The sequence below is a fragment of the Shewanella holmiensis genome, from assembly GCF_025370255.1.
Taxonomy (GTDB): domain Bacteria; phylum Pseudomonadota; class Gammaproteobacteria; order Enterobacterales; family Shewanellaceae; genus Shewanella; species Shewanella holmiensis.
In genome coordinates this window covers 105,002-128,869 of the sequence record NZ_JAMTCD010000006.1, presented here as the reverse complement: position 1 = coordinate 128,869, position 23,868 = coordinate 105,002, and the positions used below count along the sequence as shown (strand labels likewise).

Genomic DNA, 23,868 nt, shown 5'->3' with positions numbered 1-23,868 from the left:
CGTATTTTTATCAACTTGTTAAAAAAGCCGCTTTTTAGCGGCTTTTTTTTGTTTATAATGGCGGTAACTCAAAATCAATAATAAGTCTGCCATGTTACCTTTACTCTCACACAAACAAACATTAGAACCCGTTTATTTAGCGTATTTAGATGCGTTAGAACAAAGTGACTTTAATGGTGAAATTGACAAGCGTTATAGTGCCAGACTGATCCAAGCTACCGATAACTCAGTGTACCAATTCTTACCTCAGGCGGTCATTTATCCTGCTAGCCAAAAAGATGTTGAACTGGTATTACGTCTAGCGGCAAAACCTGAGTTTAAAGCCGTGACGTTCAGCGCACGTGGTGGTGGAACAGGCACTAATGGCCAGTCTTTGACACACGGTTTGATATTAGATGTGTCACGTCACATGAACCAAGTTATAGAAGTCAACGCGAAAGAAGGCTGGGTGAAAGTACAGGCGGGAGTGGTTAAGGATGCATTGAATGACGCCTTACGCCCCCATGGCTTTTTCTTTAGTCCTGATTTATCGACGTCAAATCGTGCCACTGTCGGCGGCATGATCAACACGGACGCATCTGGGGCGGGCTCATTAGTCTATGGCAAAACCTCAGATCATGTTTTAGGGCTTACTAGTGTATTGATTGATGGCAGTGTATTAACTTCAAGGCCAATAAATAAAGATGCCGTACATGCCTCTCCAACCGAAAACTCGCTAGCTGATACTATTATTGCCGCTATTTCCGATGTGTGCCTTGATAAGCGCAAATTAATCGAAAGCCGTTTTCCGAAATTAAATCGTTTTTTAACGGGTTACGATTTAAAGCATGTTTGGAATGATGACTTAACACAGTTTGATGTCTCTCGCATATTAACCGGTTCTGAAGGGACTTTGGTGGTGATCACCGAGGCGAAACTGAATATTACGCCACTGCCTAAAACACGGATGATGGTAAATATCAAATATGATTCGTTTGAATCAGCTTTACGCCATGCACCATCGTTAGTTCAAGCCAAAGCCACCGTTGTTGAAACGGTCGACTCAAAAGTACTCAATTTGGCTAAACAAGACATTATTTGGCATTCAGTTTCTGATCTGATCAAAGATGTGCCTAATAAGGTTATTGAAGGCTTAAACATGGTTGAGTTTGCCGGAGATGATGCTGAAGTTAACTTAAAAGTAGCCAACTTAGAAACGGTATTAACTCAACAACTCAATGATCAACTCTATGGCCTAGTGGGTTTTCAAATTACTAACGATAAACCCAGTATTGAGCAAATTTATGCTATGCGTAAAAAAGCGGTTGGTTTACTGGGTGCAACGAAAGGGCGACGTAAACCTATCGCTTTTGCAGAAGATACCGCGGTACCACCTGAAAACTTAGCCGACTTTATTATGGAGTTTCGAGCACTGTTAGATGGTCATCAATTACAATATGGCATGTTTGGTCATGTCGATGCAGGCGTATTGCATGTCCGTCCAGCTCTGGATATGTGTGATGAAGCCGATGAAAAATTGCTTAAAGTCATTTCTGATGAGGTTGCCGCATTAACACTAAAATATGGTGGTTTAATGTGGGGCGAGCACGGTAAAGGTGTTCGTGGTCAATATGGTCCCGCGGTATTTGGTGATGAACTTTATGGTGTGCTTGAACAAATTAAAGGTTTGTTTGACCCCGATAATCGCTTAAATCCAGGAAAATTAGTCGCGCCGCCAAAATCGGCTCCGTTAATGTTTAACGTCGACAGTGCCAAGCGTGGTAGTTTTGATCGTCAAATTCCAATTCAAGTGCGTGATGCTTTTCCAGATGTCATGAACTGTAATGGTAATGGCCTTTGTTTTAACTACAGTGCTTATTCGCCTATGTGTCCATCATTTAAAGCCACTGGCGATCGTATTCAGTCACCTAAAGGTCGTGCGGGATTAATGCGAGAATGGTTAAGATTACTCGAAGCTGAAGGGGTGGATGTTAATGAGTTAGCGGCAGCTAAATCGTCAAGTTTGCTTCAAAGAGCGCAAAATACCATAAATGCGAAACGAGATTATGATTATTCCCATGAAGTCATGGACTCGTTAAAAGGATGTTTGGCTTGTAAAGCTTGCTCAAGTCAATGCCCTGTAAAAGTTGACGTACCAAAGTTTCGAGCGCAATTTTTTGATATTTACTACAAACGATACTTACGTCCTGCAAAAGATTACTTAGTGGCTGGAATTGAAGATTCACTGCCATTGATGGCATCAATGCCAAAAGTGACTAACTTTGCATCGCAAAACCCTGTGAGTCAGTGGATTATCAAAAAGACAATTGGCTATGTCGATTCGCCCAAGCTTTCTGTTCCGACATTGAAACAACGCTTAGATGGTCACCCAAGCCGAGGTTACGAATTAGATGACTTATATGCCGTGCCAAAGGCGGACCGCAGCCAATATGTGTTAGTAGTGCAAGACCCATTTAATTCATTTTATGATGCCGATATTGTGTATCGATTTATACAATTAATTGAAAAACTTGGATTTAAACCCGTATTGTTACCATTTAAACCGAATGGTAAACCCAGTCATATCAAAGGTTTTTTAACCAAATTTGCTAAAACTGCGCAAAACAGTGCCGATTTTTTGAATAAGTTGCATGCGCTCGGTATGCCGATGGTAGGCTTAGACCCTGCATTAGTTCTTTGTTACCGCGATGAATATAAAGAAGCATTAGGGCAAAAACGCGGTAATTTTGAAGTCAAATTGGCGAATGAATGGTTAGTTAATGCCATTGAGCATTGTCCTAAAATAAGCAAAGAGGTGCCTGAACAGTTCACTTGGTTTAGTCATTGTACAGAATCAACAGCTAAACCTAATACGGCTAAAGAATGGCAAATTATTTTTAATCATTTTGGCGCAAAGGTCACTAGTTTGAATCTAGGGTGTTGTGGGATGGCTGGAACCTATGGCCATGAACTTGAAAACCTTGAGCGTTCTAAAGCCTTATTTGAAATGTCATGGCAATCAAGTATCGATGACATCGCTGAAAAAGGGCAAATTTTAGTCTCAGGATATTCATGCCGTAGCCAGGTAAAACGCTTCGCTAAATTCAGTCCTAAACATCCGATAGAAGCACTTTTAACTTTATTGAACAACAATTAAGGCTAATCAGTACATGACAGATAGCGATACAGAAACAGTCTCTTCAATAGCTCAATTCACTCACCAAAGTGGTGTAAAGTTATGCAGTGAAGATGTGCTGTTTCGTATTTTATCTGACGGACGTTGGCTTTATCTTGATAGCCCATTACCGACAAAGTTTGCTCGAATGTTCAGCTATATTCTGCATTGTATTGGCGGTGAATACTTTTTGATTACACCCGTTGAAAAAGTGAAAGTCGCCGTCGAATCTTGGCCGTTGTTACTGGTTGATGTCGAGAAAAATGATGATGGATTTTGCTTTACCAGTAGTCTTGATACAAGATTTCATGTCGCGGATACTGCAATTGAAGTGAAAGAGAAGGGCATTTTGGTCAGTTTAAATAAAGGGTTAATAGCAAGCCTGAACCGTGCTTGTTATTATCGTTATATAAATGAGTATTTATCTTTTGACTAATTTGTCCCTTTCTAGCGTATGCTAATATCAGTATCAAGTTTACATCAATAAAATATTGATGGGTGTAATGAGGAGGTATCAATGAAACGTTATGAAAGTTTAAATTATTTGGTATCACACCTTAATTTGACCTTGCAGCAAGCGCTAGATACACGCTTGAAACGCTACGAATTGGATATTAAACTTTGGCCAGTGTTATTTACCTTATGGCAAGAAGAAGGCTTAAGCCAAACGGAATTGTCAAAACGCTGTGATGTTGCTAACTACACCATGACCCGCTTGCTTGATCAACTACAAGTACAGGGGCTGATTACCCGCCATCAAGAAGCGGACAACAGGCGCGCATTTCAAATATTTCTGACAGATGATGGTAAAGCCTTAGAGCATGATTTAGTTCACGAGGCAGAGTGGGTCAACGAGCATTATTTAGCACTATTAACCACAGATGAACAAGATGAGTTAATGCGACTTCTTAATAAAATCAACAAAATAGCTTAATTCTATCTTTTTACATATCAACTTTGTGTTATCATTATTTTGTCGATAATTGTTCAAATGGAAGCACAATCATGGTTGATAACAGTCAATTACCAACAGAAATAATTACTGAAACCAACAGGCTTATTCTTAGGCCATTCACCGAACCAGATATTCCAGCTCTGTTTTTGATGAACAGCGTACCTGAAATGCTGACTTATATTCCTATGGAGCCTTTCACTCATGAGGCTCAAGCAGCAGATATTTACCATAATGTGATCCTAGCTGATTACGCAAAGCATGGTTTTGGGCGCTGGGCTGTGCATCATAAAGATGATAATAAAGTCATCGGTTTTTGTGGGCCTAAATATTTACCTGAGTTTAATAAAGTCGAACTTGGATATCGCTATTTTCCAGAATATTGGGGCCAAGGCATTGGCTATGAAGCAGCACAAGCTGCTGTAGATACTTTTCAACCCAAATTTAATATCGATTTGTTTATTGCGCTGATCCTACATGGTAATCAAGGTTCTGAAGGTGTGGCTAAAAAGGTCGGTATGTCGTTATTTGAACAAAACGAATATTTAGGCCACAAAGTCCATGTTTACCAGCGCGAGTTTTAGCTTGTTTGCATTGTGTAGACAATAAAAAACCAGCGTATCAGCTGGTTTTTCTTATCGACGTCGATTTATTCGTCAGCGTGGTCACAGGTATCATTGGTGCAGTGACCGTATAAATATAAGCTGTGATGTGTCAGTTTAATATTATGACGCATCGCAATCTCATCTTGGCGACGCTCAATCACCTCATCAGAAAACTCGATAACTTTATCGCAGGTTAAGCAGACTAAATGATCATGATGCTTTTGAGTCGACATTTCAAAAACGGCTTTGCCGGATTCAAAATGATGACGGTTAAGAATACCAGCATCATCGAATTGGTTGAGTACACGGTATACAGTGGCTAAGCCAATTTCTTCACCCACTTCTAACAATTTCTTGTATAAGTCTTCAGCGCTAATGTGCTGGTTTTCAGGATTTTGCATTAGCTCAAGAATTTTTACTCGCGGCAGGGTAATTTTTAAACCGGCTTTTTTAAGGGCTTGATTTCCATCTGTCATTGCTAATCTCTTGATTGCAGAACCAATCGGTTCGTCCGTGGATAATGAAATCATTATATGTGTTGAATATGAAAACTTAAACCTCTAAGTGGCTTAATCTGGTTATTAATATAAAAATTGTCCACAGTGCAATAAAATACATCCCATTTGCGACAATAAGCTTACTTATACTAAGGGATTATTGCGATATATTTAGGTTCAAGCGACACTGGATAATAATATGTAACCTGATATTGGTTAATTAATCTTCTTTTAGCGGCTATTTTTCGACGGGAGTAGCGTTTAATTTACATGCAATAGGCCACTTATTTGACACGAAAATTCGCCTGTTACCACTAAAAATCATCGGCTGAAGAGGTCGCGTATATTTAATTAATCATATTAATAAGTGAGTAAATCTGTTAACCAGCGTTAAGGTTAAGTCAGATGACTTTCACGTTTATTTAGTCACTATAAAGTGACAACTTTTAGCGCTATAAATAGCCAAATTTTCAGGATTACTGCAGCAATCGATTGCAGGTTAATCGCAGTTTTTGCTAGTGTAGCTTATGAGTTCAATCCGGCTATGATATTGATTTATTAATTCAAGCCAATAATAAAAAGGAAGCACAATGTACCGGAATATTGTCGTGTTAACCGGCGCAGGCATTTCTGCTGAATCAGGTATTCGTACGTTTCGCGATCAACATGGATTATGGGAACAGCATCATATTGAAGATGTTGCTACACCGGAAGGTTACGCTAAAGATATTGAACTAGTAGAACGTTTTTACAATAACCGCTGGCAACAATTGCATTCAGATGAAGTCAGTGAAAACCTTGCGCATATTGCGCTAGCTAAATTAGAAGCTGAATTTGATGGCAATCTTCTAGTGATCACCCAAAACGTGGACGATCTCCATGAAAGAGCAGGCTCACGTCGTTTACTACATATGCATGGCGAATTGTCTAAGGGACGGTGTCCAAAGTCGTTACAAACCTTTATTCTTCGAGAACCGTTTGGGCCTGATAACTGCTGTACTTGTTGTATTCCTGCAATGCGCTTAAGGCCTCACATAGTATGGTTTGGTGAAATGCCATTTGGTATGGATAGAATTCATGATGCACTCGATCATTGTGATTTGTTTATTGCAATTGGTACATCTGGCACCGTTTATCCTGCTGCGGGCTTTGTTGATAGCGCTAATCACCACGGTGCACAAACCGTTGAGGTCAATTTAGTCGCACCAGATAGGCACAGCCAATTTCAATATCACTTTACCGGTAAAGCGGGGGATATCGTTCCACAACTGGTTGAAGATATTCTCAAGGGTAAAACCCTCGGTAGTGAACCGATTGCATCATGAGTGATGTAAATCAGGCTCAAAATGACAGTAAATTGGTCATTATTATGCGCGGTTTACCCGGTAGTGGAAAATCCTACTGGGTAGAGCAATTTATACAATCTCAGCCGCTATCCGTAGCGACTCAGATTAAACAATATGGCTATTATTCAACAGATAATCTTTTTTTTAACGATGGCGAATATCGATTTGATATCAATAAGCTGTCACAAAACCATCAACTTAATTTGAGTTTATTCATTGAAGCGCTAGCAAGAGCTGAACCTGTGGTGATTTGCGATAATACTAATGTCTGTCATTGGGAGTATCTTGCTTATAAAACGGCTGCTGTTGCGCTTGGCTACCAAGTAAAAGTAGTGCTTATCGGCGATCCTAAATCAGTGGAACATCAAGAGCTATGTTCGCAACGAAATAAGCATAGTGTTTCACTAAAACAGATCCAAAGAATGGCGAAGTTATTTGAGATAGATTGAGTATTACTCGCATAAAAAAAGCGCCCTAAGGCGCTTTTTCGTATAAACATTAATAGATTAACGTTTATCTAAGCTGACAAAATCACGCGCTGATTCACCAGTATATAACTGACGAGGACGGCTAATTTTGTGGCCTGGTTGATCTAACATTTCTTTCCAGTGTGAAATCCAACCAACGGTACGAGACAATGCGAATAACACTGTAAACATATCATTAGGGATACCAATGGCTTTCATGATTAGGCCAGAGTAGAAATCAACGTTCGGGTAAAGCTTTTTAGAGATGAAGTATTCATCTTCAAGTGCTATACGCTCTAGCTCCATTGCTACATCGAGTAATGGATCAACCACTTTAAGTTCTTTTAATACTTCATGACACGTTTCACGCATAACTTTCGCGCGAGGGTCGAAGTTTTTGTAAACGCGATGTCCGAAGCCCATTAAACGGAATGGGTCATTCTTATCTTTGGCTTTTTCAATAAATTCAGGGATACGATCCACTGAACCAATTTCTTCAAGCATAGCAAGACAAGCTTCGTTCGCGCCACCGTGAGCAGGGCCCCATAATGATGCAATACCCGCTGCGATACACGCAAATGGGTTAGCACCAGAAGAACCAGCCAAACGTACTGTAGACGTTGAAGCATTTTGTTCGTGATCTGCGTGAAGAACAAAGATACGATCCATTGCACGTTCAACTACAGGGTTAACTTTATACTCTTCGCATGGTGTTGCGAACATCATAGATAAGAAGTTACCCGCATAGCTTAGTTCGTTACGTGGATACACAAAGGGTTGACCCATTGAGTACTTGTAACACATTGCAGCAATAGTTGGCATTTTAGACACCAAGCGATAAGCAGCAATTTCACGATGCTTTGGATTGTTCACATCAAGAGAATCTTGATAGAAAGCAGAAAGTGCACCTGTCACACCACATAGCATCGCCATTGGATGTGCGTCACGACGGAAACCTCGGAAGAAGAATGCGATTTGCTCGTGAACCATAGTATGTTCTTTCACTGTGGTTTCGAATTTGTCGTAATCAGCTTTAGATGGCAACTCTCCGTAAAGGAGCAGATAGCATAAGTCTAAATAACTTGATTCAGTTGCAAGTTGATCAATTGGATAGCCACGGTGCAATAAAATACCTTGGTCACCATCGATATATGTGATTGCAGACTCACAAGATGCTGTTGCTAGAAAGCCAGGATCAAAAGTGAAATAGCCTTTCTTTCCCAATGTACTGATGTCGATTACATCAAACCCTTCAGTACCTTTCTTAATTGGTAAGTCGATTGAATCGTTACCTGGTAACTCTAATTTGGCTATATTATCAGCCATACCCCGTTCTCCTTACGTCATTCTTTTATATGAGTGCGGCATGTTAAGCGGACATTACTTTACAGTGGAAAGGGATATCAGATCAATTTAAATAAGCGTTTAAATTTGTTAGACCATGGTATATACCCTGTTAAAAGCCTTGCACCTTGGGCTTTAGAATAAAAAATTCATAAAAAAACATAATTTGCATAATGTGATGTTTGTATTTGACAATTCTCGCGAGTATACTTGCCTGCGTCCTTAAGGGCGACAGACATCACACTTTTGAAATGATTATTTTACAATCTAAATTAGTGATTTCTCAATTAGTTAGGTGTTTGATAGTAGTTTGTTTTTTGCTTAAACATGTTGTTAACACTTTTTTGGCGTTGATGTCTTAAGCAAAAAAGAAATACATAACAAAAATAATGCTCAATGGAGCTGAGTGAGCAGAACGTGAAAAAGCAAAGACCTGTCCATCTAGACCTGCAGACGATACGCTTCCCTGCGACAGCTATCGCATCAATCCTACACCGCATTTCCGGTGTCATCATGCTATTCGCTATTGGTATACTTTTGTGGTTGTTAAATTCTACTTTAACCTCTGCTGAAGGCTTCGCTAGCGTACAATCCTTGTTTGATGGTTTCGTAATGAAGTTCATCCTTTGGGGCATTCTAACCGCGCTTGGTTATCACTTATTAGGTGGCATCCGTCACTTGATCATGGATACTGGTCGTTGGGAAGAATTAGCTTCAGGTATCGCTTCAGCTAAAGTGACATTTGCTTTAGCAGCAGCCTTTTCAATCATAGCGGGGATTTGGGTATGGTAACTAACGCAGCAAGTTTTGGACGCAGTGGTGTTCATGACTTTATTTTACTACGCGCCAGTGCGGTGATCCTAGCTTGTTATACAATCTTCTTGGTTGGATTTATCGCGTGTAGTTCGCCACTAACTTTCGACATTTGGCACGGCTTATTCAGCACATTGCCAATGAAAGTATTTACCTTGTTAGCTTTAGTTGCTCTACTTGTCCATGCATGGATTGGTGTGTGGCAAGTATTAACTGACTATGTTAAATGCACGTCGTTACGTGGTGTATTACAGTTTACCTTTGTTGTGACCGCATTCAGTTATTTAGCGGCCGGCATCGTAATAGTGTGGGGTGTATAAGTGAGTATTCCAGTACGCGAATTTGATGCAATCGTTATTGGTGCCGGTGGCGCTGGTATGCGAGCAGCATTACAGATTTCTAAAGAAGGTAAAAGCTGTGCGCTTTTATCAAAGGTTTTCCCAACACGTTCTCATACAGTGTCTGCGCAAGGTGGTATCACTGTTGCGTTAGGTAACGCGCATGAAGATCACTGGGAACAACACATGTACGATACGGTTAAAGGTTCTGATTTTATCGGTGACCAAGACGCTATCGAATTTATGTGTCAAACCGGTCCAGAAGCGATTATTGAACTTGAGCATATGGGTTTACCATTCTCTCGTTTTGAAAATGGCACAATTTATCAACGTCCATTTGGTGGCCAATCAAGAAACTTTGGTGGCGAACAAGCGGCACGTACAGCTGCTGCTGCTGACCGTACAGGTCATGCATTGCTTCACTGTTTATATCAACAAAACGTTAAGCATAAAACTCAAGTGTTTTCTGAGTGGTATGCGTTAGACCTAGTAAAAAACGATGATGGCGTGATTGTTGGTTGTACTGCAATCGAAATCGAAACCGGTGAAATCGTTTATTTCAAAGGTAAAGCAACGATTTTGGCTACTGGTGGCGCAGGGCGTATTTACGCTTCAACCACTAACGCACATATCAACACGGGTGATGGCGTGGGTATGGCAGCACGTGCTGGCGTTCAATTACAAGACATGGAAATGTGGCAGTTCCACCCGACGGGTATTGCTGGCGCAGGTGTACTTGTTACAGAAGGTTGTCGTGGTGAAGGCGGATACTTATTAAATAAAGATGGCGAGCGTTTCATGGAACGTTATGCGCCTAACGCGAAAGATTTAGCATCTCGTGACGTGGTAGCACGTTCAATGATGACTGAAATTCGTGAAGGCCGCGGTCTTGATGGTCCTTTAGGTCCACACTGTTTACTAAAACTTGATCACCTAGGTAAAGAAACCCTAGAAGCGCGTTTACCAGGTGTATGTGAATTATCACGTACGTTTGCGCACATTGATCCGGCTGATGGTCCAATCCCAGTATTACCAACTTGCCATTACATGATGGGTGGTTTACCGACTAAAGTGAGCGGTCAAGTTATCCGTATGGATAAAGACGGCACTGAATCTGAAGTTGTTGGTTTATTTGCTGTGGGTGAAATCGCTTGTGTATCTGTTCACGGTGCAAACCGTCTTGGTGGTAACTCACTATTAGACTTAGTCGTATTTGGACGTGCAGCAGGTCAACATTTAGGTAAGGCGCTTGATGCAACTGCTGATCCTAAAGATGCTTCTACCGCAAACATTGATGCTTCTCTTGCGCGTTTAAATCGCTGGGAAAGTAACAAAGACGGTGAAGATCCAGCAGTAATTCGTAAAGATTTACAACTTTGTATGCAACTAAACTTCTCTGTATTCCGTACTGGTGATGCAATGGCTGAAGGTTTAGAACAGCTTCAAGCAATTCAAAAACGTTTAGATAATGCCAAACTTTCTGATAACTCAAGAGAGTTCAACACTCAACGTATTGAATGTTTAGAGCTAGATAACCTTATGGCTACTGCGTTAGCAACAGCATATGCTGCTAACTTCCGTACTGAAAGTCGTGGTGCGCATTCTCGTGAAGACTTCTTAGAGCGTGATGATGACAACTGGTTATGCCACAGTTTGTTTGACCCAGCTGATACATCAATGACTAAACGTGATGTGAATATGGCGCCTAAGTTACGTGAAGCCTTCCCTCCGAAGAAACGTACTTACTAAGCAGGAGTTGCAAAGATGAAATTAACATTTGCAGTGTATCGTTATAATCCTGATGTAGATACTAAGCCATACATGAAGGATTACACCCTTGAAGTGCAAGATGGCACGGATATGATGGTGTTAGATGCATTAATTAAGCTTAAAGAACAAGACCCAACGCTAGCGTTCCGTCGTTCATGCCGTGAAGGTGTGTGTGGCAGTGACGGTATCAATATGAATGGTAAAAATGGACTAGCGTGTATTACGCCAGTTTCTACCTTCAAGGGTAAAAAGCTTGAAATTCGTCCGTTACCTGGCATGCCAGTAGTACGTGATCTTGTGGTTGATTTAACTCAATTCTATAAACAGTATGAGAAAATCAAACCTTTCTTGATCAATGATGAAAAAACACCAGCACGTGAACATTTACAATCACCTGAAGAGCGTGAGCACTTAGATGGTTTATATGAATGTATCATGTGTGCATGTTGTTCTACCGCTTGTCCGTCTTTCTGGTGGAATCCAGATAAGTTTATCGGACCAAGTGGTTTATTACATGCTTATCGCTTCTTAATCGACAGCCGTGATACCGCTACAGAAGAGCGTTTATCTGAGCTTGACGATGCTTACAGTGTGTTCCGTTGTCACGGTATCATGAACTGTGTTGATGTTTGTCCGAAAGGATTAAACCCAACTAAAGCTATTGGCCATATTAAGTCAATGCTACTGAAGCGAGCTGTTTAATGAACATAGAAGAGCCTTTTAACCTGTTTAATTAGCTCTTTTTGAGAGCCATCTGCTGAGTAGGAGATGGCTCTTTTGTGTGTTTATGGATTACCTTTGTCATGAGTTTGTGAAATTCGTTATTTAGTACAAGTCTTTGGCAGAGATAGAAAGTTAAGCATGGCGATGAGATTCATTGTTATGCATTATGGCTAGCACGTGTATCAAGTTTGAAAGGAATAACAATGCACCAAGGCATCATGAAAGCCTGGCTCGAGTCGTCTCACTTAAGTGGTTCGAACGCGACCTATGTAGAAGAGATGTATGAAGCCTATCAAGAAGATCCGCAATCAGTTTCAGCTGATTGGCAGCTTGTTTTTGATAATCTCCCTCCAGTTAACGGTGTCGCTAAAGATGCACCGGAAGCTGCCCACTCTAAAGTTCGTGACTATTTCCGTAGTTTAGCTCTTGAAAGTCGTGCCAAAGGCGCAGCTCGCGTAAGCGACCCAGAGTTAGATGCAAAACAGGTTAAAGTTCTTCAGTTAATTAATGCTCATCGTTTTCGTGGACACCAAAATGCCAAACTCGATCCATTAGGATTGTGGAAGCGTGATGAAGTTCAGGAATTAGATCCGGCTTATCACGGGTTAACTGCAGAAGATATGCAGCGTGAGTTTAATACTGGTTCATTCGCCTTAGGCGGTGAAACCATGAAGCTTGCGGATATTATTTCTGCGCTTAAGAGCAGCTACTGTGGCTCTATCGGTGCAGAATATATGCACATAACTGACACAGACGAAAAACGTTGGATCCAACAACGTCTTGAGCCAACCTTAGGTAAAGCTAACTACAGTACAGCAGTTAAGAAACGTATTCTTGAAGGCCTGAATGCTGCGGAAGGTATTGAAAAATATCTTGGTGCTAAATTCCCAGGCGCTAAACGTTTCTCGCTAGAAGGTGGTGATGCATTAGTGCCGATGATGCGTGAGATTATTTATCGCGCAGGTGAAGCGGGTACTAAAGAAATCGTCGTTGGTATGGCTCACCGTGGTCGCTTGAATTTATTAATTAACATTCTAGGTAAACGTCCTGGTGAGTTATTTGACGAGTTTGCTGGTAAACACGCTGATACCCACGGTTCAGGTGACGTTAAATATCACCAAGGTTTCTCATCAGATTTTGAAACGCCGGGTGGCAATGTTCATTTAGCGCTAGCCTTTAACCCATCTCACTTGGAAATTGTTAACCCAGTGGTGATCGGTTCAGTGCGCGCACGTCAAGATCGTCGTGGTTGTAAAGATGGCTTACAAGTCATGCCTATCACTATTCATGGTGACTCAGCTATTACAGGTCAGGGTATCGTTCAAGAGACATTTAACATGTCTCAAACCCGTGGTTTTAAAGTGGGTGGTAGCATCCGCATCGTAGTGAATAACCAAGTTGGCTTTACTACGTCAAACCATGCAGATGTGCGTTCAACGGAATACTGTACTGACATCGCTAAAATGGTGCAGGCACCTATTTTCCATGTGAACTCTGATGATCCTGAAGCTGTTGCGTTTATTTCTCAATTGGCTGTTGATTACCGTAACGAGTTCAAACGTGATGTTGTGATTGATTTAGTGTGTTATCGCCGTCACGGCCATAACGAAGCGGATGAGCCGAGTGCAACGCAACCGCTAATGTATGCAAAAATCAAAAAACACCCAACCCCACGTAAGATTTATGCTGACAAGCTGATTGCTGAAAACAGTATTCCTGCAGATGAAGTAACAGGGTTAATCAACCACTATCGTGACGCGCTTGATGCGGGTGATTGTGTCGTTAAAGAGTGGCGTCCAATGACGCTACATACGGTTGATTGGACTCCTTATCTGAATCGCGAGTGGGATGAAGATTACGCAGGTGCTATGTCTATGGAGCGTCTACAAAACTTAGCCAATAAGTTAGTGGATATTCCAGAAAGTCATAAATTACAATCACGTGTTGAAAAGATTTACGGTGACCGTGTATTAATGGCTAAAGGCGAGAAGCTATTAGACTGGGGGTTTGCAGAAACCTTAGCCTATGCTTCAATCCTTGAAGACAAGAAACGTGTCCGTATAACCGGTCAAGATTCTGGTCGTGGTACTTTCTTCCATCGTCATGCGGTATTGCATAATCAAAAAGATGCATCTACTTACATGCCGCTGCGCAATATTGCCGAAGAACAAGCCCCGATTGATATTACCGACTCAGTATTGTCAGAAGCGTCAGTGTTAGCATTTGAATACGGTTATGCTACTGCAGAACCTGGCGGATTAACCATTTGGGAAGCTCAATTTGGTGACTTCGTTAACTGTGCCCAAGTAGTGATTGACCAATTCTTATCGTCAGGTGAGCAAAAGTGGGGCCGTTTATGTGGTCTAACTATGTTGTTACCTCACGGCTATGAAGGTCAAGGTCCAGAGCATTCAAGTGCCCGTTTAGAGCGTTTCTTACAGTTATGTGCTAACCATAATATGCAAGTGTGTGTTCCTTCAACACCGGCACAGGTTTATCATATGCTGCGTCGCCAAGTGGTGCGTCCAATGCGTCGTCCACTGGTTGTGATGTCACCAAAATCTTTGTTACGTCATCCATTAGCCGTGTCTAGCATGCAAGAGCTTGCTGAAGGAACTTTCCAAAATATCATTGGTGAGATTGATACCTTAGATGCAAGCAAAGTTGATCGCGTGGTGTTCTGTAGCGGTAAGGTGTACTTCGAGCTACTTGAACGACGTCGTAAAGAAAACATCACTAACATTGCAATCATTCGTGTTGAGCAGTTGTATCCGTTCCCAGATGTGGAAATGCGTGCAGCATTAGAAACATATCAACATGTTACTGATTTTGTTTGGTGTCAGGAAGAGCCTCAAAACCAAGGTGCGTGGTACTGTAGTCAGCATCACTTCTGGGCTAATATTCCAGCAGGCGCTCAATTAACTTATGCGGGTCGTGAAGCGTCAGCTGCACCTGCTTGTGGTTATCCAGGGTTGCATGTACAACAGCAAGAATCATTATTGAATAGCGCATTAAAACTGTCGTAAAGATAATTTATATAAAGGGAAGCTTTCCATGAGTATCGAAATTAAGGTACCGGTATTACCAGAATCAGTTGCTGATGCAACTATTGCAACTTGGCATGTTCAACCTGGCGAACAGGTATCTCGTGATCAAAACTTAGTTGATATTGAGACCGATAAAGTTGTTCTAGAAGTTGTTGCCCCTGAAGATGGTTCAATTTCTGAATTATTGTTCCAAGAAGGCGACACCGTTTTAGGTGAGCAAGTTATTGCAAAGTTCATCGCAGGTGTTGTTGCTGGTCAAGAAGTGACTAAAGCGGAAGCTAAGGCTCCTGCTGCAGACGCTGCACCAGCTACTGATGAGTCTAATGACGCATTAAGCCCATCTGTACGTCGTTTAATTGCTGAGCATAATCTTGATGCTGCAAAAATTAAAGGTACTGGTGTTGGCGGTCGAATTACTAAAGAAGACGTTGAAGCGTTTGCTAAATCAGCTCCTGCAGCAAAACCTGCGGCAGCGCCAGTAGCACCTTTAGAAGGCCGCAGCGAAAAGCGTGTGCCAATGACGCGTTTACGTAAAACAATCGCAACGCGTTTGTTAGAAGCGAAAAACTCTACAGCAATGTTAACAACGTTTAACGAAGTTAACATGAAGCCAATCATGGATATCCGTAAGCAATATCAAGATATCTTTGAAAAGCGCCACGGTATCCGTTTAGGCTTTATGTCTTTCTACATCAAAGCGGTCACTGAAGCACTTAAGCGTTTCCCTGAAGTAAACGCATCTATTGATGGCGATGATATTGTTTACCATAACTATTTTGATATCAGCATTGCTGTATCTACACCACGTGGTCTGGTTACTCCTGTGCTACGTGATACCGATACTATGAACCTTGCTGAAATTGAAAAAGCAGTGCGTGAATTAGCAATCAAAGGCCGTGACGGAAAATTATCTGTTGCAGACATGACCGGCGGTAACTTTACCGTCACTAACGGTGGTGTTTTCGGTTCGCTTATGTCGACCCCAATTTTGAACCTGCCGCAAAGCGCTATCTTAGGCATGCATGCTATTAAAGATCGCCCAATGGCTGTCAATGGTCAGGTTGAAATCCTGCCTATGATGTACCTAGCACTCTCTTATGACCATCGTATCGTTGATGGCCGTGAGTCAGTTGGCTTCTTAGTCGCTATTAAGGACTTCTTAGAAGATCCAACTCGTCTATTGCTTGACCTATAAGAGTCAACTAGACACACCCTCGTCGCTGGCTCAAGTTGAGCCAGTAGGATTTGATTAGAAGTATATGGATAGATCATCATGAATTTGCATGAGTATCAGGCAAAATCTTTATTTGCCGAATATGGTTTACCAGTCTCTGAAGGCTTTGCATGTGATACTGCTCAAGAAGCAGTTGAAGCGGCTGGCCACATTGGCGGAAATATGTGGGTTGTTAAGTGTCAAGTACACGCAGGCGGCCGTGGTAAAGCAGGTGGCGTTAAAGTTACCGGCAATAAAGACGAAATCAGAGCATTCGCTGAAAACTGGTTAGGTAAAAACTTAGTAACATATCAGACTGACGCTAAAGGTCAGCCAGTTGCTAAAATCCTAGTTGAAAGCTGTACTGATATCGCCAACGAATTGTACTTAGGTGCAGTTGTTGACCGTAGCACGCGTCGCGTTGTCTTTATGGCATCGACAGAAGGCGGCGTTGAAATTGAAAAAGTGGCTGAAGAATCTCCAGAGCTTATTCACACAGCGATCATCGACCCGTTAACAGGTCCTCAAGCATACCAAGCACGTGATCTTGGCTTCAAGTTAGGTTTAAACCCAACTCAAATGAAGCAGTTCACTAAGATCTTTATGGGTCTAGCTAACATGTTTAACGACCATGATTTTGCGTTATTAGAAATCAACCCACTTGTTATCACCACTGAAGGCAACCTTCACTGTTTAGATGGCAAAATTGGTATTGATGGCAACGCATTATTCCGTCAACCAAAAATCAAAGCGATGCACGATCCATCTCAAGATGACGCTCGTGAAGCGCACGCGGCTAAGTTTGAATTAAACTATGTTGCGTTAGATGGCAACGTAGGTTGTATGGTTAACGGTGCAGGCCTAGCAATGGGAACAATGGACATCGTAAACCTACATGGCGGCAAGCCAGCTAACTTCTTAGATGTTGGCGGTGGAGCAACTAAAGAACGTGTTGCTGAAGCATTTAAGATCATTCTTTCTGACAGCAATGTTAAAGCGGTATTGGTTAACATCTTCGGTGGTATCGTTCGTTGCGATATGATCGCTGAAGGTATTATCGGTGCAGTGAAAGAAGTTGGCGTTAAAGTGCCAGTAGTTGTGCGTCTTGAAGGTACTAACGCCGAATTAGGTCGTGAAGTATTGGCTAAGTCTGGTCTTGATATCATCGCGGCAACAAGTCTAACTGACGCGGCTGAGCAAGTTGTTAAAGCTGCGGAGGGCAAATAATGTCTGTTTTAATTAACAAAGATACCAAGGTAATCTGTCAAGGTTTCACTGGTGGTCAGGGTACTTTCCACTCTGAGCAGGCGATTGCTTATGGCACGCAAATGGTTGGTGGTGTTTCTCCTGGTAAAGGTGGTCAAACTCACCTAGGTCTTCCAGTATTTAACACTGTTAAAGATGCTGTAGCGGCAACAGGTGCAACTGCAACTGTTATTTACGTACCTGCACCATTTTGTAAAGATGCCATTCTTGAAGCAATCGATGCAGGCCTTGAGCTAATCGTTTGTATCACTGAAGGCATTCCTACACTTGATATGCTTCAAGTGAAAGTGAAGCTAGAAGAAACTGGCACACGTATGATCGGTCCTAACTGTCCAGGTGTTATCACTCCTGGTGAATGTAAGATTGGTATCATGCCTGGTCACATTCACAAACCAGGCAAAGTCGGTATTGTTTCTCGCAGCGGTACATTAACGTACGAAGCGGTTAAGCAAACGACTGACGAAGGTTTCGGCCAATCTACTTGTGTAGGTATCGGTGGTGACCCAATTCCTGGTACTAACTTCATCGACGTATTGGAAATGTTCCAAAACGATCCACAAACTGAAGCGATTGTTATGATCGGTGAAATTGGTGGTAATGCTGAAGAAGAAGCGGCTGAATATATCAAAGCACACGTAACTAAGCCTGTTGTATCTTACATTGCTGGTGTGACAGCACCAGAAGGTAAGCGCATGGGCCATGCTGGCGCAATTATCGCTGGTGGTAAAGGTACAGCTGCTGATAAATTTGCTGCTCTTGAAGCGGCTGGCGTAACTACTGTTCGCTCTTTAGCTGACATTGGTAAAGCATTACGTACTCGTACTGGTTGGTAATATCGTTACTTACTAGAAAAAAGGCGCTTAGGCGCCTTTTTTGTTGCGCATTTTTTGTGTAATTTTTTTAGGTTTAACAAGCTTAATGGATAAAAAATATTACTTTAAGGATGAATTTCATGAAACCAAAAGTCGCGCTATTTTTACAATAATCGTCTCGTCATTTGTTGTTCAGCCAGTATTGGTTTCGGAACATAATTTTAACGCTAATTCTGACAAAATTGAGCGTGTTTCGCAGGGATTACCGGGACATATTGGCGTGGCTGCACAGGAAATAGCATCACGGTTAATGACGATGAATCGCTTGTGATTGCCAATACCTATAAATTGCGGTTACCTTGTTAAATCGTGTTGAGAAAGGTCAGGTTAAGTTGTCTGATTTAATTGATGTCACACCTGATCTGATGGTTGCTGGTGATAATGCATGAGCTGAAGCCTTTATTCATTCCGGTTTAAAGTTATCTGTAGCAAACTTGATTGAATTGATGCTAACCGCCAGTGACAATACGGCGACCGATATATGTTTAACACTTGCTGGAGGGCGAGAAGCCGTAACCAAGATGTTGCGTCGTCTTGGTATAAATGACCAGCGAGTTGATCGCTACACGAGTGAAATATTAAGGGGTTTTATGGTTTAGCTTTTTAGCTGACAAGGTTATCTGTTGTCGCCAAAGCTGCTGCCAATGATTTTTCTCTTATTGTCACTATGGCTGATCGAAATATGGATTTCGAAAAGGCCTCTCATGATCAATCTACCGCAAAAGCCATTTGGTATTTATCTAATAATTAGCCACAGCAGGTATTTTATGGCTGCTGTAGAAATGCCAATATTTTCTTTAAAACGACTTTAGTTGGTATTAAGCTGCACAATACCTCATTAGTCTTCAAGTGAATGTTATCTGGATTTTTCGCGTTAGTTTAGTTCGGTCAAAATGTTTGTTCATAGCTATGTTCAATGGTGTCAGCGAACTAAAACGCTTTTATTTCAGCGTTCATCCACAGTCCAATTCACCCATTAATATACTTCGTAGCTCCAAATTTAACACAAGATTGAACGCAACTTAATCAGCTTTAAGTATTGTTATGTTCAATCGTCATTTCTCTAGCTGCGCTATAAGCACATTCCCATTCAGGATTAGATTCAATCATTGATACATTGCAAATTCGTAACATAAAACGAGCGTAGAAAGTAAACTCATTACATCAATGAATGTTTACATAACAGGTGCATCATGTCTGGATGCGAATTAACAGCCTAAATGAGTATTAAGTAATCGTATGAGAGTTTAAAAAGTAAATTATTCATAAAGTTAACTAAAAATAATCTAAAGTCGTTTTATAATATTGGGCTGTGACTTAACACATGTTAGATGTTGAAAAAGATCACAGATTTTCTCATAAAATAATAAAGGACTTTTTAATGAAAAGTACAACATATTGGGGTGTAGCAATTGCTTTAACTGCAATTCAAATCACTCTCCCTGAACAACAAGCTCATGCGCATGGTTGGACCGAATTTCCTGAGGCGAGACAATCAATCTGTTATGAGCAAGGTGGACTGTGGTCTGGGACACCACCAAATGCTGCCTGTGCGCAAGCTAAAGCGCAATCTGGTACTTATCCATTTGTGCAACGTAATGAGTTTGCCATCAATATTGCCGCACCTCATTACAATAATATGGACGCAGTTAAAGCGGCAGTGCCAGATGGCAGTTTATGTTATGCCAACGATCCACAAAAAAGTGGTATGGGTGCTGAACATTCTGAGTGGACGCGGACTAAAATGCAGCCAGGCACTTTTGAATTAGTGTTTAATGCCACGGCACCGCATAACCCTTCTTTCTGGCAATTTTATATCACTAAAGCCGGTGTTGATGTTTCTAAGCCTTTAAAATGGGATAACTTAACGCTTATCCAGGAATATGGCAACGTCGCTGTGGATAGCGACAAAAAATACCGCATGAATGTGACTATTCCAGCTAATCGTAATGGTGATGCAATTTTGTATACTCGCTGGCAACGTGATGATGCTGTTGGTGAGGGGTTTTATAACTGCAGTGATATTACCATTTCAGATGAAGGTGCTATCAACCCACCTGAGCCAGGCTTGCCTTATTTAGAGCAGGGTGATGCATTTATTCCAAGTGATATTGAGTTATCGACGCCTAAAATTGGCGAGTCGGTTAACTACACTGTATTTAATAAAGATGGGGTCGAGCATAGCCGATTTTCATTAACCATCACTCAAGAAAATATCACAGATTGGGATCGTTTATTGGCCTCGCAAGTTAATGGCTACTATGAAACCAATTTCGGTGGTCATGTGTTTATTGGTCGTTGGCATGCACAAATGAATCACTATATGTATTTCCGTGATGAATTACATAATAACTTCATTAACACTAAAAACAGTGAAGCATCTGGTCAGTTCAGTATTTCGCCACCTAATCAATATGTCGAAGCGGTTATAACACCTACCGTTTTGCAAGCGATTGAAAATGCTACAGTTAACTATGGCGATTATGTTGTGTTAACGCCAAAAGACAGTGTAGGCGATATCGATTCGGTATCGTGGAATCAAATAAGTGGCTCAGCTGTTGAAACTGAAATTGGTTCGAATAATGAATTGATGATTCACACTGGTTCACTTGATAATTCTGAGCATCAGTTGAGTTTTGAATTAACCATTTCAGCTCAAGATGAGCAAGACACAACTGTGTATAGTTTTACGGTTTTACCTACTCAGGTCGATCCTGGTCCGGGGCCAAGCCCAGAGCCTGGTTCAAATTGGGATCCTAAAGCGGTTTATACTGGTGGCGACAAGGTTGATCATAAAGGCAAAGAGTGGACCGCACAGTGGTGGACTCAAGGTGAAGAGCCTGGAACCACTGGCGAATGGGGAGTATGGCGTTAGATTGTTAAAGGTAGGATTGGTTATATAGGGTTATTTATGCAATTTGGTGAATGCTCATGAGATTCGATCAGATTTAGCTATAGCCCATCACTATCGATTTTCAATTGATATTGATGCAACCTAACACAATATACCTTAACTCTTTGCATGCTCGCTGGTTATCTTTTTTTTGCTAACTAGGGCTGTTGATTTTGCTGGTTGAGTTTAGTTCGAGTTAAAAATGTTTTTAGCCGAACCCTTCGGGCAGCGTTTGTGGGTCATTTGTACTGCGTTATCGACTTATTCTGTAGAATAACTACACCACAAAGTCTCTGGCTTGTACAAATTACCAATAATTTGCTGCAAAATAACCTTGAAAGATCAACAGCCCTAGCGAGTATGCAACGGGTTGTTTGAGGTTTAAAGTGATGTTTTGCTTATTATCTGAGCGTTAATGACCGTAGAGGTTTTACCTTCAAATAATGGTGGCTATTTACTTTGTCGCTAAGCTCTATTTGGCGTTCAAATAATGAAATAGACAGGAATGACAATGGCATTTAATGATATGTTTCGGCTTAGTGCCCATGCAGTGATAACGAACACCCAAGGGCAGGTATTACAGGTTAAAGCGACTTATGGTGATAAATGTTGGGGCTTACCTGGTGGTGCACTAGAGTTAGGCGAAACAATACACCAAGCGGTTAAACGCGAATGCTTGGAAGAATTAGGCTGCGATATTAACATTGATTATCTTTCAGGTGTTTATTATCACAGTGCTTATCAATCACAAGTGTTTATTTTTAAATGCACACTTGTTGAACCTTTTACCATTAAGCTAAGTAATGAACACAGTGAATATCAATATACTGATTTATTAGCCTTGTCAGCAGTGCAGTTGCACAGAGTCAAAGCTTGTATTGGGTTTGTTGGCGAAGTCGACAGCCGAGTATTTTAATTCGGATTAAATGTAAACAGCAAAAATAAATAGAGCCGAGGTTTGAATACGGCTCACTTGTTTACACTTAATGATGCTTATGGCGTATGTCTTGTTAAAAACCATGTTATTTAATTAGGTGTTGATCATGCCTTTTAACACAATATCATCGTAGGTTACGAACCCTTTGATATCGTTGTCTTCTAACACTGGCGCTTTATTGATGTCAAAACGCTCAAATAGTCTGGCGGTATAACGTACGTCCATATCGGCCGAGACAGAAAAAACCGGTTTGATCATAATTTCATATACGTTGGTGCGATCTGGTGACTTGTCTTTAGCCAACACTTTGCGTGCAATGTCACTCATCAAAACTAATCCGTATTCGTCATGTTCAGAACGCTTGTTTACCACTAACACTTTGACATTTTTAGCCAAAGCCACGGCAATAGCCTCTGAAACCGTAATTGTGCCTTCTACCATGGCGTAATCTTGGTTTAATACATCGCGGTTTCTGACAGGGGTTTTAGCGTTCATATCTGGTCCTCAATTTCTTTTGTCAGCTCTTGCACTTGATGGGCAACCCCAACAGCGTCTTCCACATCAATTTGAATGGCAATGCCACGGCCTTTGTTAGTGTCAAACTTACCCACTTTGGCGATCTTTTCCAAAATATGGCGTGACATGTGCTCTTCAACTAACCATAAAATGACATCTCGTTGTACATCTAATCCTAAGCCCATAAAGGTTTTTTTCTTAATTAGCCCTTCGCCGCGCGCGTGATTAATGACTGTTGCGCCAGTCGCACCGGCTTCACGGGCCGCATCTAAAATGTCATCGGTACAGTCGTCATCAACAAAGGCGACAATTAATTTAAAGCGCATCTGTATGCTCCTCTTGCTGCTTAGCAGCAGCTTTACGTTTAGAGATATATTCGACTATTTGGGCATAGGCCATCACGGAAATAATCGGAAATAAACTGGCAAAAGCAATAAGGCCAAAGCCATCAATTAAAGGGTTACGACCTTCTACATTGGTGGCTAAACCTAACCCTAGGGCGGCAACAAGCGGCACGGTAACGGTTGAGGTGGTGACTCCACCAGAGTCATATGCCAATGGAATTATCATTTTAGGGGCGTAAAAGGTTTGAATGACCACAATAATATAGCCGCCCATAATGTAGTAATGAATGGGATCACCTACCACAATACGAAAACAGCCTAAAGAAATCCCAAAGGCGACACCAATCGCCACCGAGATCCGTAAACCCTGAATACCTATGGTACCGCCGGATACTTCATTGGCTTTAATTGCCACGGCGATTAGGGATGGCTCGGCAATGGTGGTACTAAATCCAATGGCGGCAGCAAAAATATAAACCCATAAATAGTCTTGCCAAATAAAGGGGGTAAGTGAGCCATCAGGGTGTAAAAACTCTGGTGTGGTTAATTGGTTCGCCATGCTTTCGCCAATGGGAAATAATGCCAATTCAAGGCCGACTAAGAAAAACGTCAGCCCAATAATGACATATACAAAACCCAGCGCGACTTTACGCCAGTTAGGAATAGGGCGTTTTAGTACACCTAGTTGAAAACCAAATAAGATAACGGCAATGGGGACAACGTCTCTGGCTGTCAGTAATAAGGTTTCCAATAACTGATAAAACATCTTGG

Annotated in this window: 23 protein-coding genes; 18 read left to right on the top strand and 5 right to left on the bottom strand. The window is 41.5% G+C overall.

What is annotated here, in order from left to right; translation table 11 throughout:
- Positions 1-91 precede the first annotated feature (91 nt).
- From ydiJ to NE535_RS06740, 4 genes are all read left to right on the top strand, one after another.
- The gene (ydiJ, locus tag NE535_RS06755; protein WP_261297892.1) at positions 92-3,136 is read left to right on the top strand and encodes a D-2-hydroxyglutarate dehydrogenase YdiJ; all 3,045 of its coding nucleotides are present in this window, start codon (positions 92-94) and stop codon (positions 3,134-3,136) included.
- 13 nt (positions 3,137-3,149) lie between these two features.
- The gene (locus tag NE535_RS06750; RefSeq protein ID WP_261297891.1) at positions 3,150-3,590 is read left to right on the top strand and encodes a DUF1285 domain-containing protein; all 441 of its coding nucleotides are present in this window, start codon (positions 3,150-3,152) and stop codon (positions 3,588-3,590) included.
- Positions 3,591-3,671: 81 nt separating this feature from the next.
- Positions 3,672-4,088 carry a MarR family winged helix-turn-helix transcriptional regulator gene (locus NE535_RS06745; RefSeq protein ID WP_261297890.1) on the top strand — a complete coding sequence of 139 codons (417 nt, stop codon included), beginning with the start codon at positions 3,672-3,674 and terminating at the stop codon, positions 4,086-4,088.
- Between the two features lie 101 nt (positions 4,089-4,189).
- Complete coding sequence (locus NE535_RS06740; protein ID WP_261297958.1) at positions 4,190-4,690, top strand: GNAT family N-acetyltransferase; 501 nt, start codon at positions 4,190-4,192, stop codon at positions 4,688-4,690.
- A 65-nt stretch (positions 4,691-4,755) separates the two neighbouring features.
- On the opposite strand, the gene fur is transcribed toward NE535_RS06740, so the two are convergent.
- Positions 4,756-5,187, bottom strand: a complete 432-nt coding sequence (gene fur / locus NE535_RS06735) for a ferric iron uptake transcriptional regulator (protein WP_188839892.1) — start codon at positions 5,185-5,187, stop codon at positions 4,756-4,758.
- 611 nt (positions 5,188-5,798) lie between these two features.
- Here fur and cobB point away from each other — a divergent pair.
- Both cobB and NE535_RS06725 read left to right on the top strand, forming a co-directional pair.
- Positions 5,799-6,533 carry a Sir2 family NAD+-dependent deacetylase gene (gene cobB, locus NE535_RS06730; protein ID WP_261297889.1) on the top strand — a complete coding sequence of 245 codons (735 nt, stop codon included), beginning with the start codon at positions 5,799-5,801 and terminating at the stop codon, positions 6,531-6,533.
- Positions 6,530-7,003 (top strand): AAA family ATPase, encoded by a 474-nt coding sequence (locus tag NE535_RS06725; protein WP_261297888.1) that lies wholly within the window; start codon positions 6,530-6,532, stop codon positions 7,001-7,003. The genes cobB and NE535_RS06725 overlap by 4 nt, the downstream gene beginning before the upstream one ends.
- Positions 7,004-7,060: 57 nt before the next feature.
- Here NE535_RS06725 and NE535_RS06720 read toward each other — a convergent pair whose 3' ends face one another.
- Complete coding sequence (locus tag NE535_RS06720) at positions 7,061-8,347, bottom strand: citrate synthase (RefSeq protein ID WP_261297887.1); 1,287 nt, start codon at positions 8,345-8,347, stop codon at positions 7,061-7,063.
- Positions 8,348-8,761: 414 nt separating this feature from the next.
- Here NE535_RS06720 and sdhC point away from each other — a divergent pair, with 414 nt between their 5' ends.
- From sdhC to NE535_RS06665, 12 genes are all read left to right on the top strand, one after another.
- Positions 8,762-9,157: a succinate dehydrogenase cytochrome b556 subunit gene (sdhC, locus tag NE535_RS06715; protein ID WP_188839888.1), complete on the top strand. Its 396-nt coding sequence runs from the start codon at positions 8,762-8,764 to the stop codon at positions 9,155-9,157.
- Positions 9,151-9,498 carry a succinate dehydrogenase, hydrophobic membrane anchor protein gene (sdhD, locus tag NE535_RS06710; RefSeq protein WP_261297886.1) on the top strand — a complete coding sequence of 116 codons (348 nt, stop codon included), beginning with the start codon at positions 9,151-9,153 and terminating at the stop codon, positions 9,496-9,498. The genes sdhC and sdhD overlap by 7 nt, the downstream gene beginning before the upstream one ends.
- On the top strand, positions 9,499-11,265 hold the full coding sequence (gene sdhA / locus NE535_RS06705) for a succinate dehydrogenase flavoprotein subunit (protein WP_261297885.1): 1,767 nt from the start codon (positions 9,499-9,501) through the stop codon (positions 11,263-11,265).
- A gap of 15 nt (positions 11,266-11,280) precedes the next feature.
- Entirely contained in the window at positions 11,281-11,988 is a 708-nt protein-coding gene (locus NE535_RS06700) for a succinate dehydrogenase iron-sulfur subunit (RefSeq protein WP_188839885.1), read from the top strand.
- A 224-nt stretch (positions 11,989-12,212) separates the two neighbouring features.
- Positions 12,213-15,035: a 2-oxoglutarate dehydrogenase E1 component gene (gene sucA / locus NE535_RS06695; RefSeq protein ID WP_261297884.1), complete on the top strand. Its 2,823-nt coding sequence runs from the start codon at positions 12,213-12,215 to the stop codon at positions 15,033-15,035.
- Positions 15,036-15,063: 28 nt separating this feature from the next.
- Entirely contained in the window at positions 15,064-16,251 is a 1,188-nt protein-coding gene (gene odhB, locus NE535_RS06690) for a 2-oxoglutarate dehydrogenase complex dihydrolipoyllysine-residue succinyltransferase (protein ID WP_261297883.1), read from the top strand.
- A 78-nt stretch (positions 16,252-16,329) separates the two neighbouring features.
- Complete coding sequence (sucC, locus tag NE535_RS06685) at positions 16,330-17,496, top strand: ADP-forming succinate--CoA ligase subunit beta (protein WP_188739245.1); 1,167 nt, start codon at positions 16,330-16,332, stop codon at positions 17,494-17,496.
- Complete coding sequence (gene sucD / locus NE535_RS06680) at positions 17,496-18,368, top strand: succinate--CoA ligase subunit alpha (protein WP_188839882.1); 873 nt, start codon at positions 17,496-17,498, stop codon at positions 18,366-18,368. The genes sucC and sucD overlap by 1 nt, the downstream gene beginning before the upstream one ends.
- Before the next feature lie 40 nt (positions 18,369-18,408).
- Positions 18,409-18,678 (top strand): hypothetical protein, encoded by a 270-nt coding sequence (locus NE535_RS06675; protein WP_261297882.1) that lies wholly within the window; start codon positions 18,409-18,411, stop codon positions 18,676-18,678.
- A 130-nt stretch (positions 18,679-18,808) separates the two neighbouring features.
- A complete protein-coding gene (locus NE535_RS18740; RefSeq protein WP_371931112.1) occupies positions 18,809-19,006 on the top strand; it encodes a serine hydrolase in 198 nt (65 codons plus the stop codon).
- 782 nt (positions 19,007-19,788) lie between these two features.
- Entirely contained in the window at positions 19,789-21,282 is a 1,494-nt protein-coding gene (locus NE535_RS06670; RefSeq protein WP_261297881.1) for a lytic polysaccharide monooxygenase, read from the top strand.
- 529 nt (positions 21,283-21,811) lie between these two features.
- Entirely contained in the window at positions 21,812-22,216 is a 405-nt protein-coding gene (locus NE535_RS06665) for an NUDIX hydrolase (protein WP_261297880.1), read from the top strand.
- Between the two features lie 114 nt (positions 22,217-22,330).
- On the opposite strand, the gene NE535_RS06660 is transcribed toward NE535_RS06665, so the two are convergent.
- From NE535_RS06660 to NE535_RS06650, 3 genes are read right to left on the bottom strand one after another with little or no spacing between them, the layout of a single operon-like run.
- A complete protein-coding gene (locus NE535_RS06660; protein WP_261297879.1) occupies positions 22,331-22,732 on the bottom strand; it encodes a CBS domain-containing protein in 402 nt (133 codons plus the stop codon).
- Positions 22,729-23,079, bottom strand: coding sequence for a P-II family nitrogen regulator (locus tag NE535_RS06655; RefSeq protein WP_261297878.1), 351 nt, complete (start codon positions 23,077-23,079; stop codon positions 22,729-22,731). The genes NE535_RS06660 and NE535_RS06655 overlap by 4 nt, the downstream gene beginning before the upstream one ends.
- Positions 23,069-23,863, bottom strand: coding sequence for a DUF1538 domain-containing protein (locus NE535_RS06650; RefSeq protein ID WP_261297877.1), 795 nt, complete (start codon positions 23,861-23,863; stop codon positions 23,069-23,071). The genes NE535_RS06655 and NE535_RS06650 overlap by 11 nt, the downstream gene beginning before the upstream one ends.
- Between the last annotated feature and the right edge of the window lie 5 nt (positions 23,864-23,868).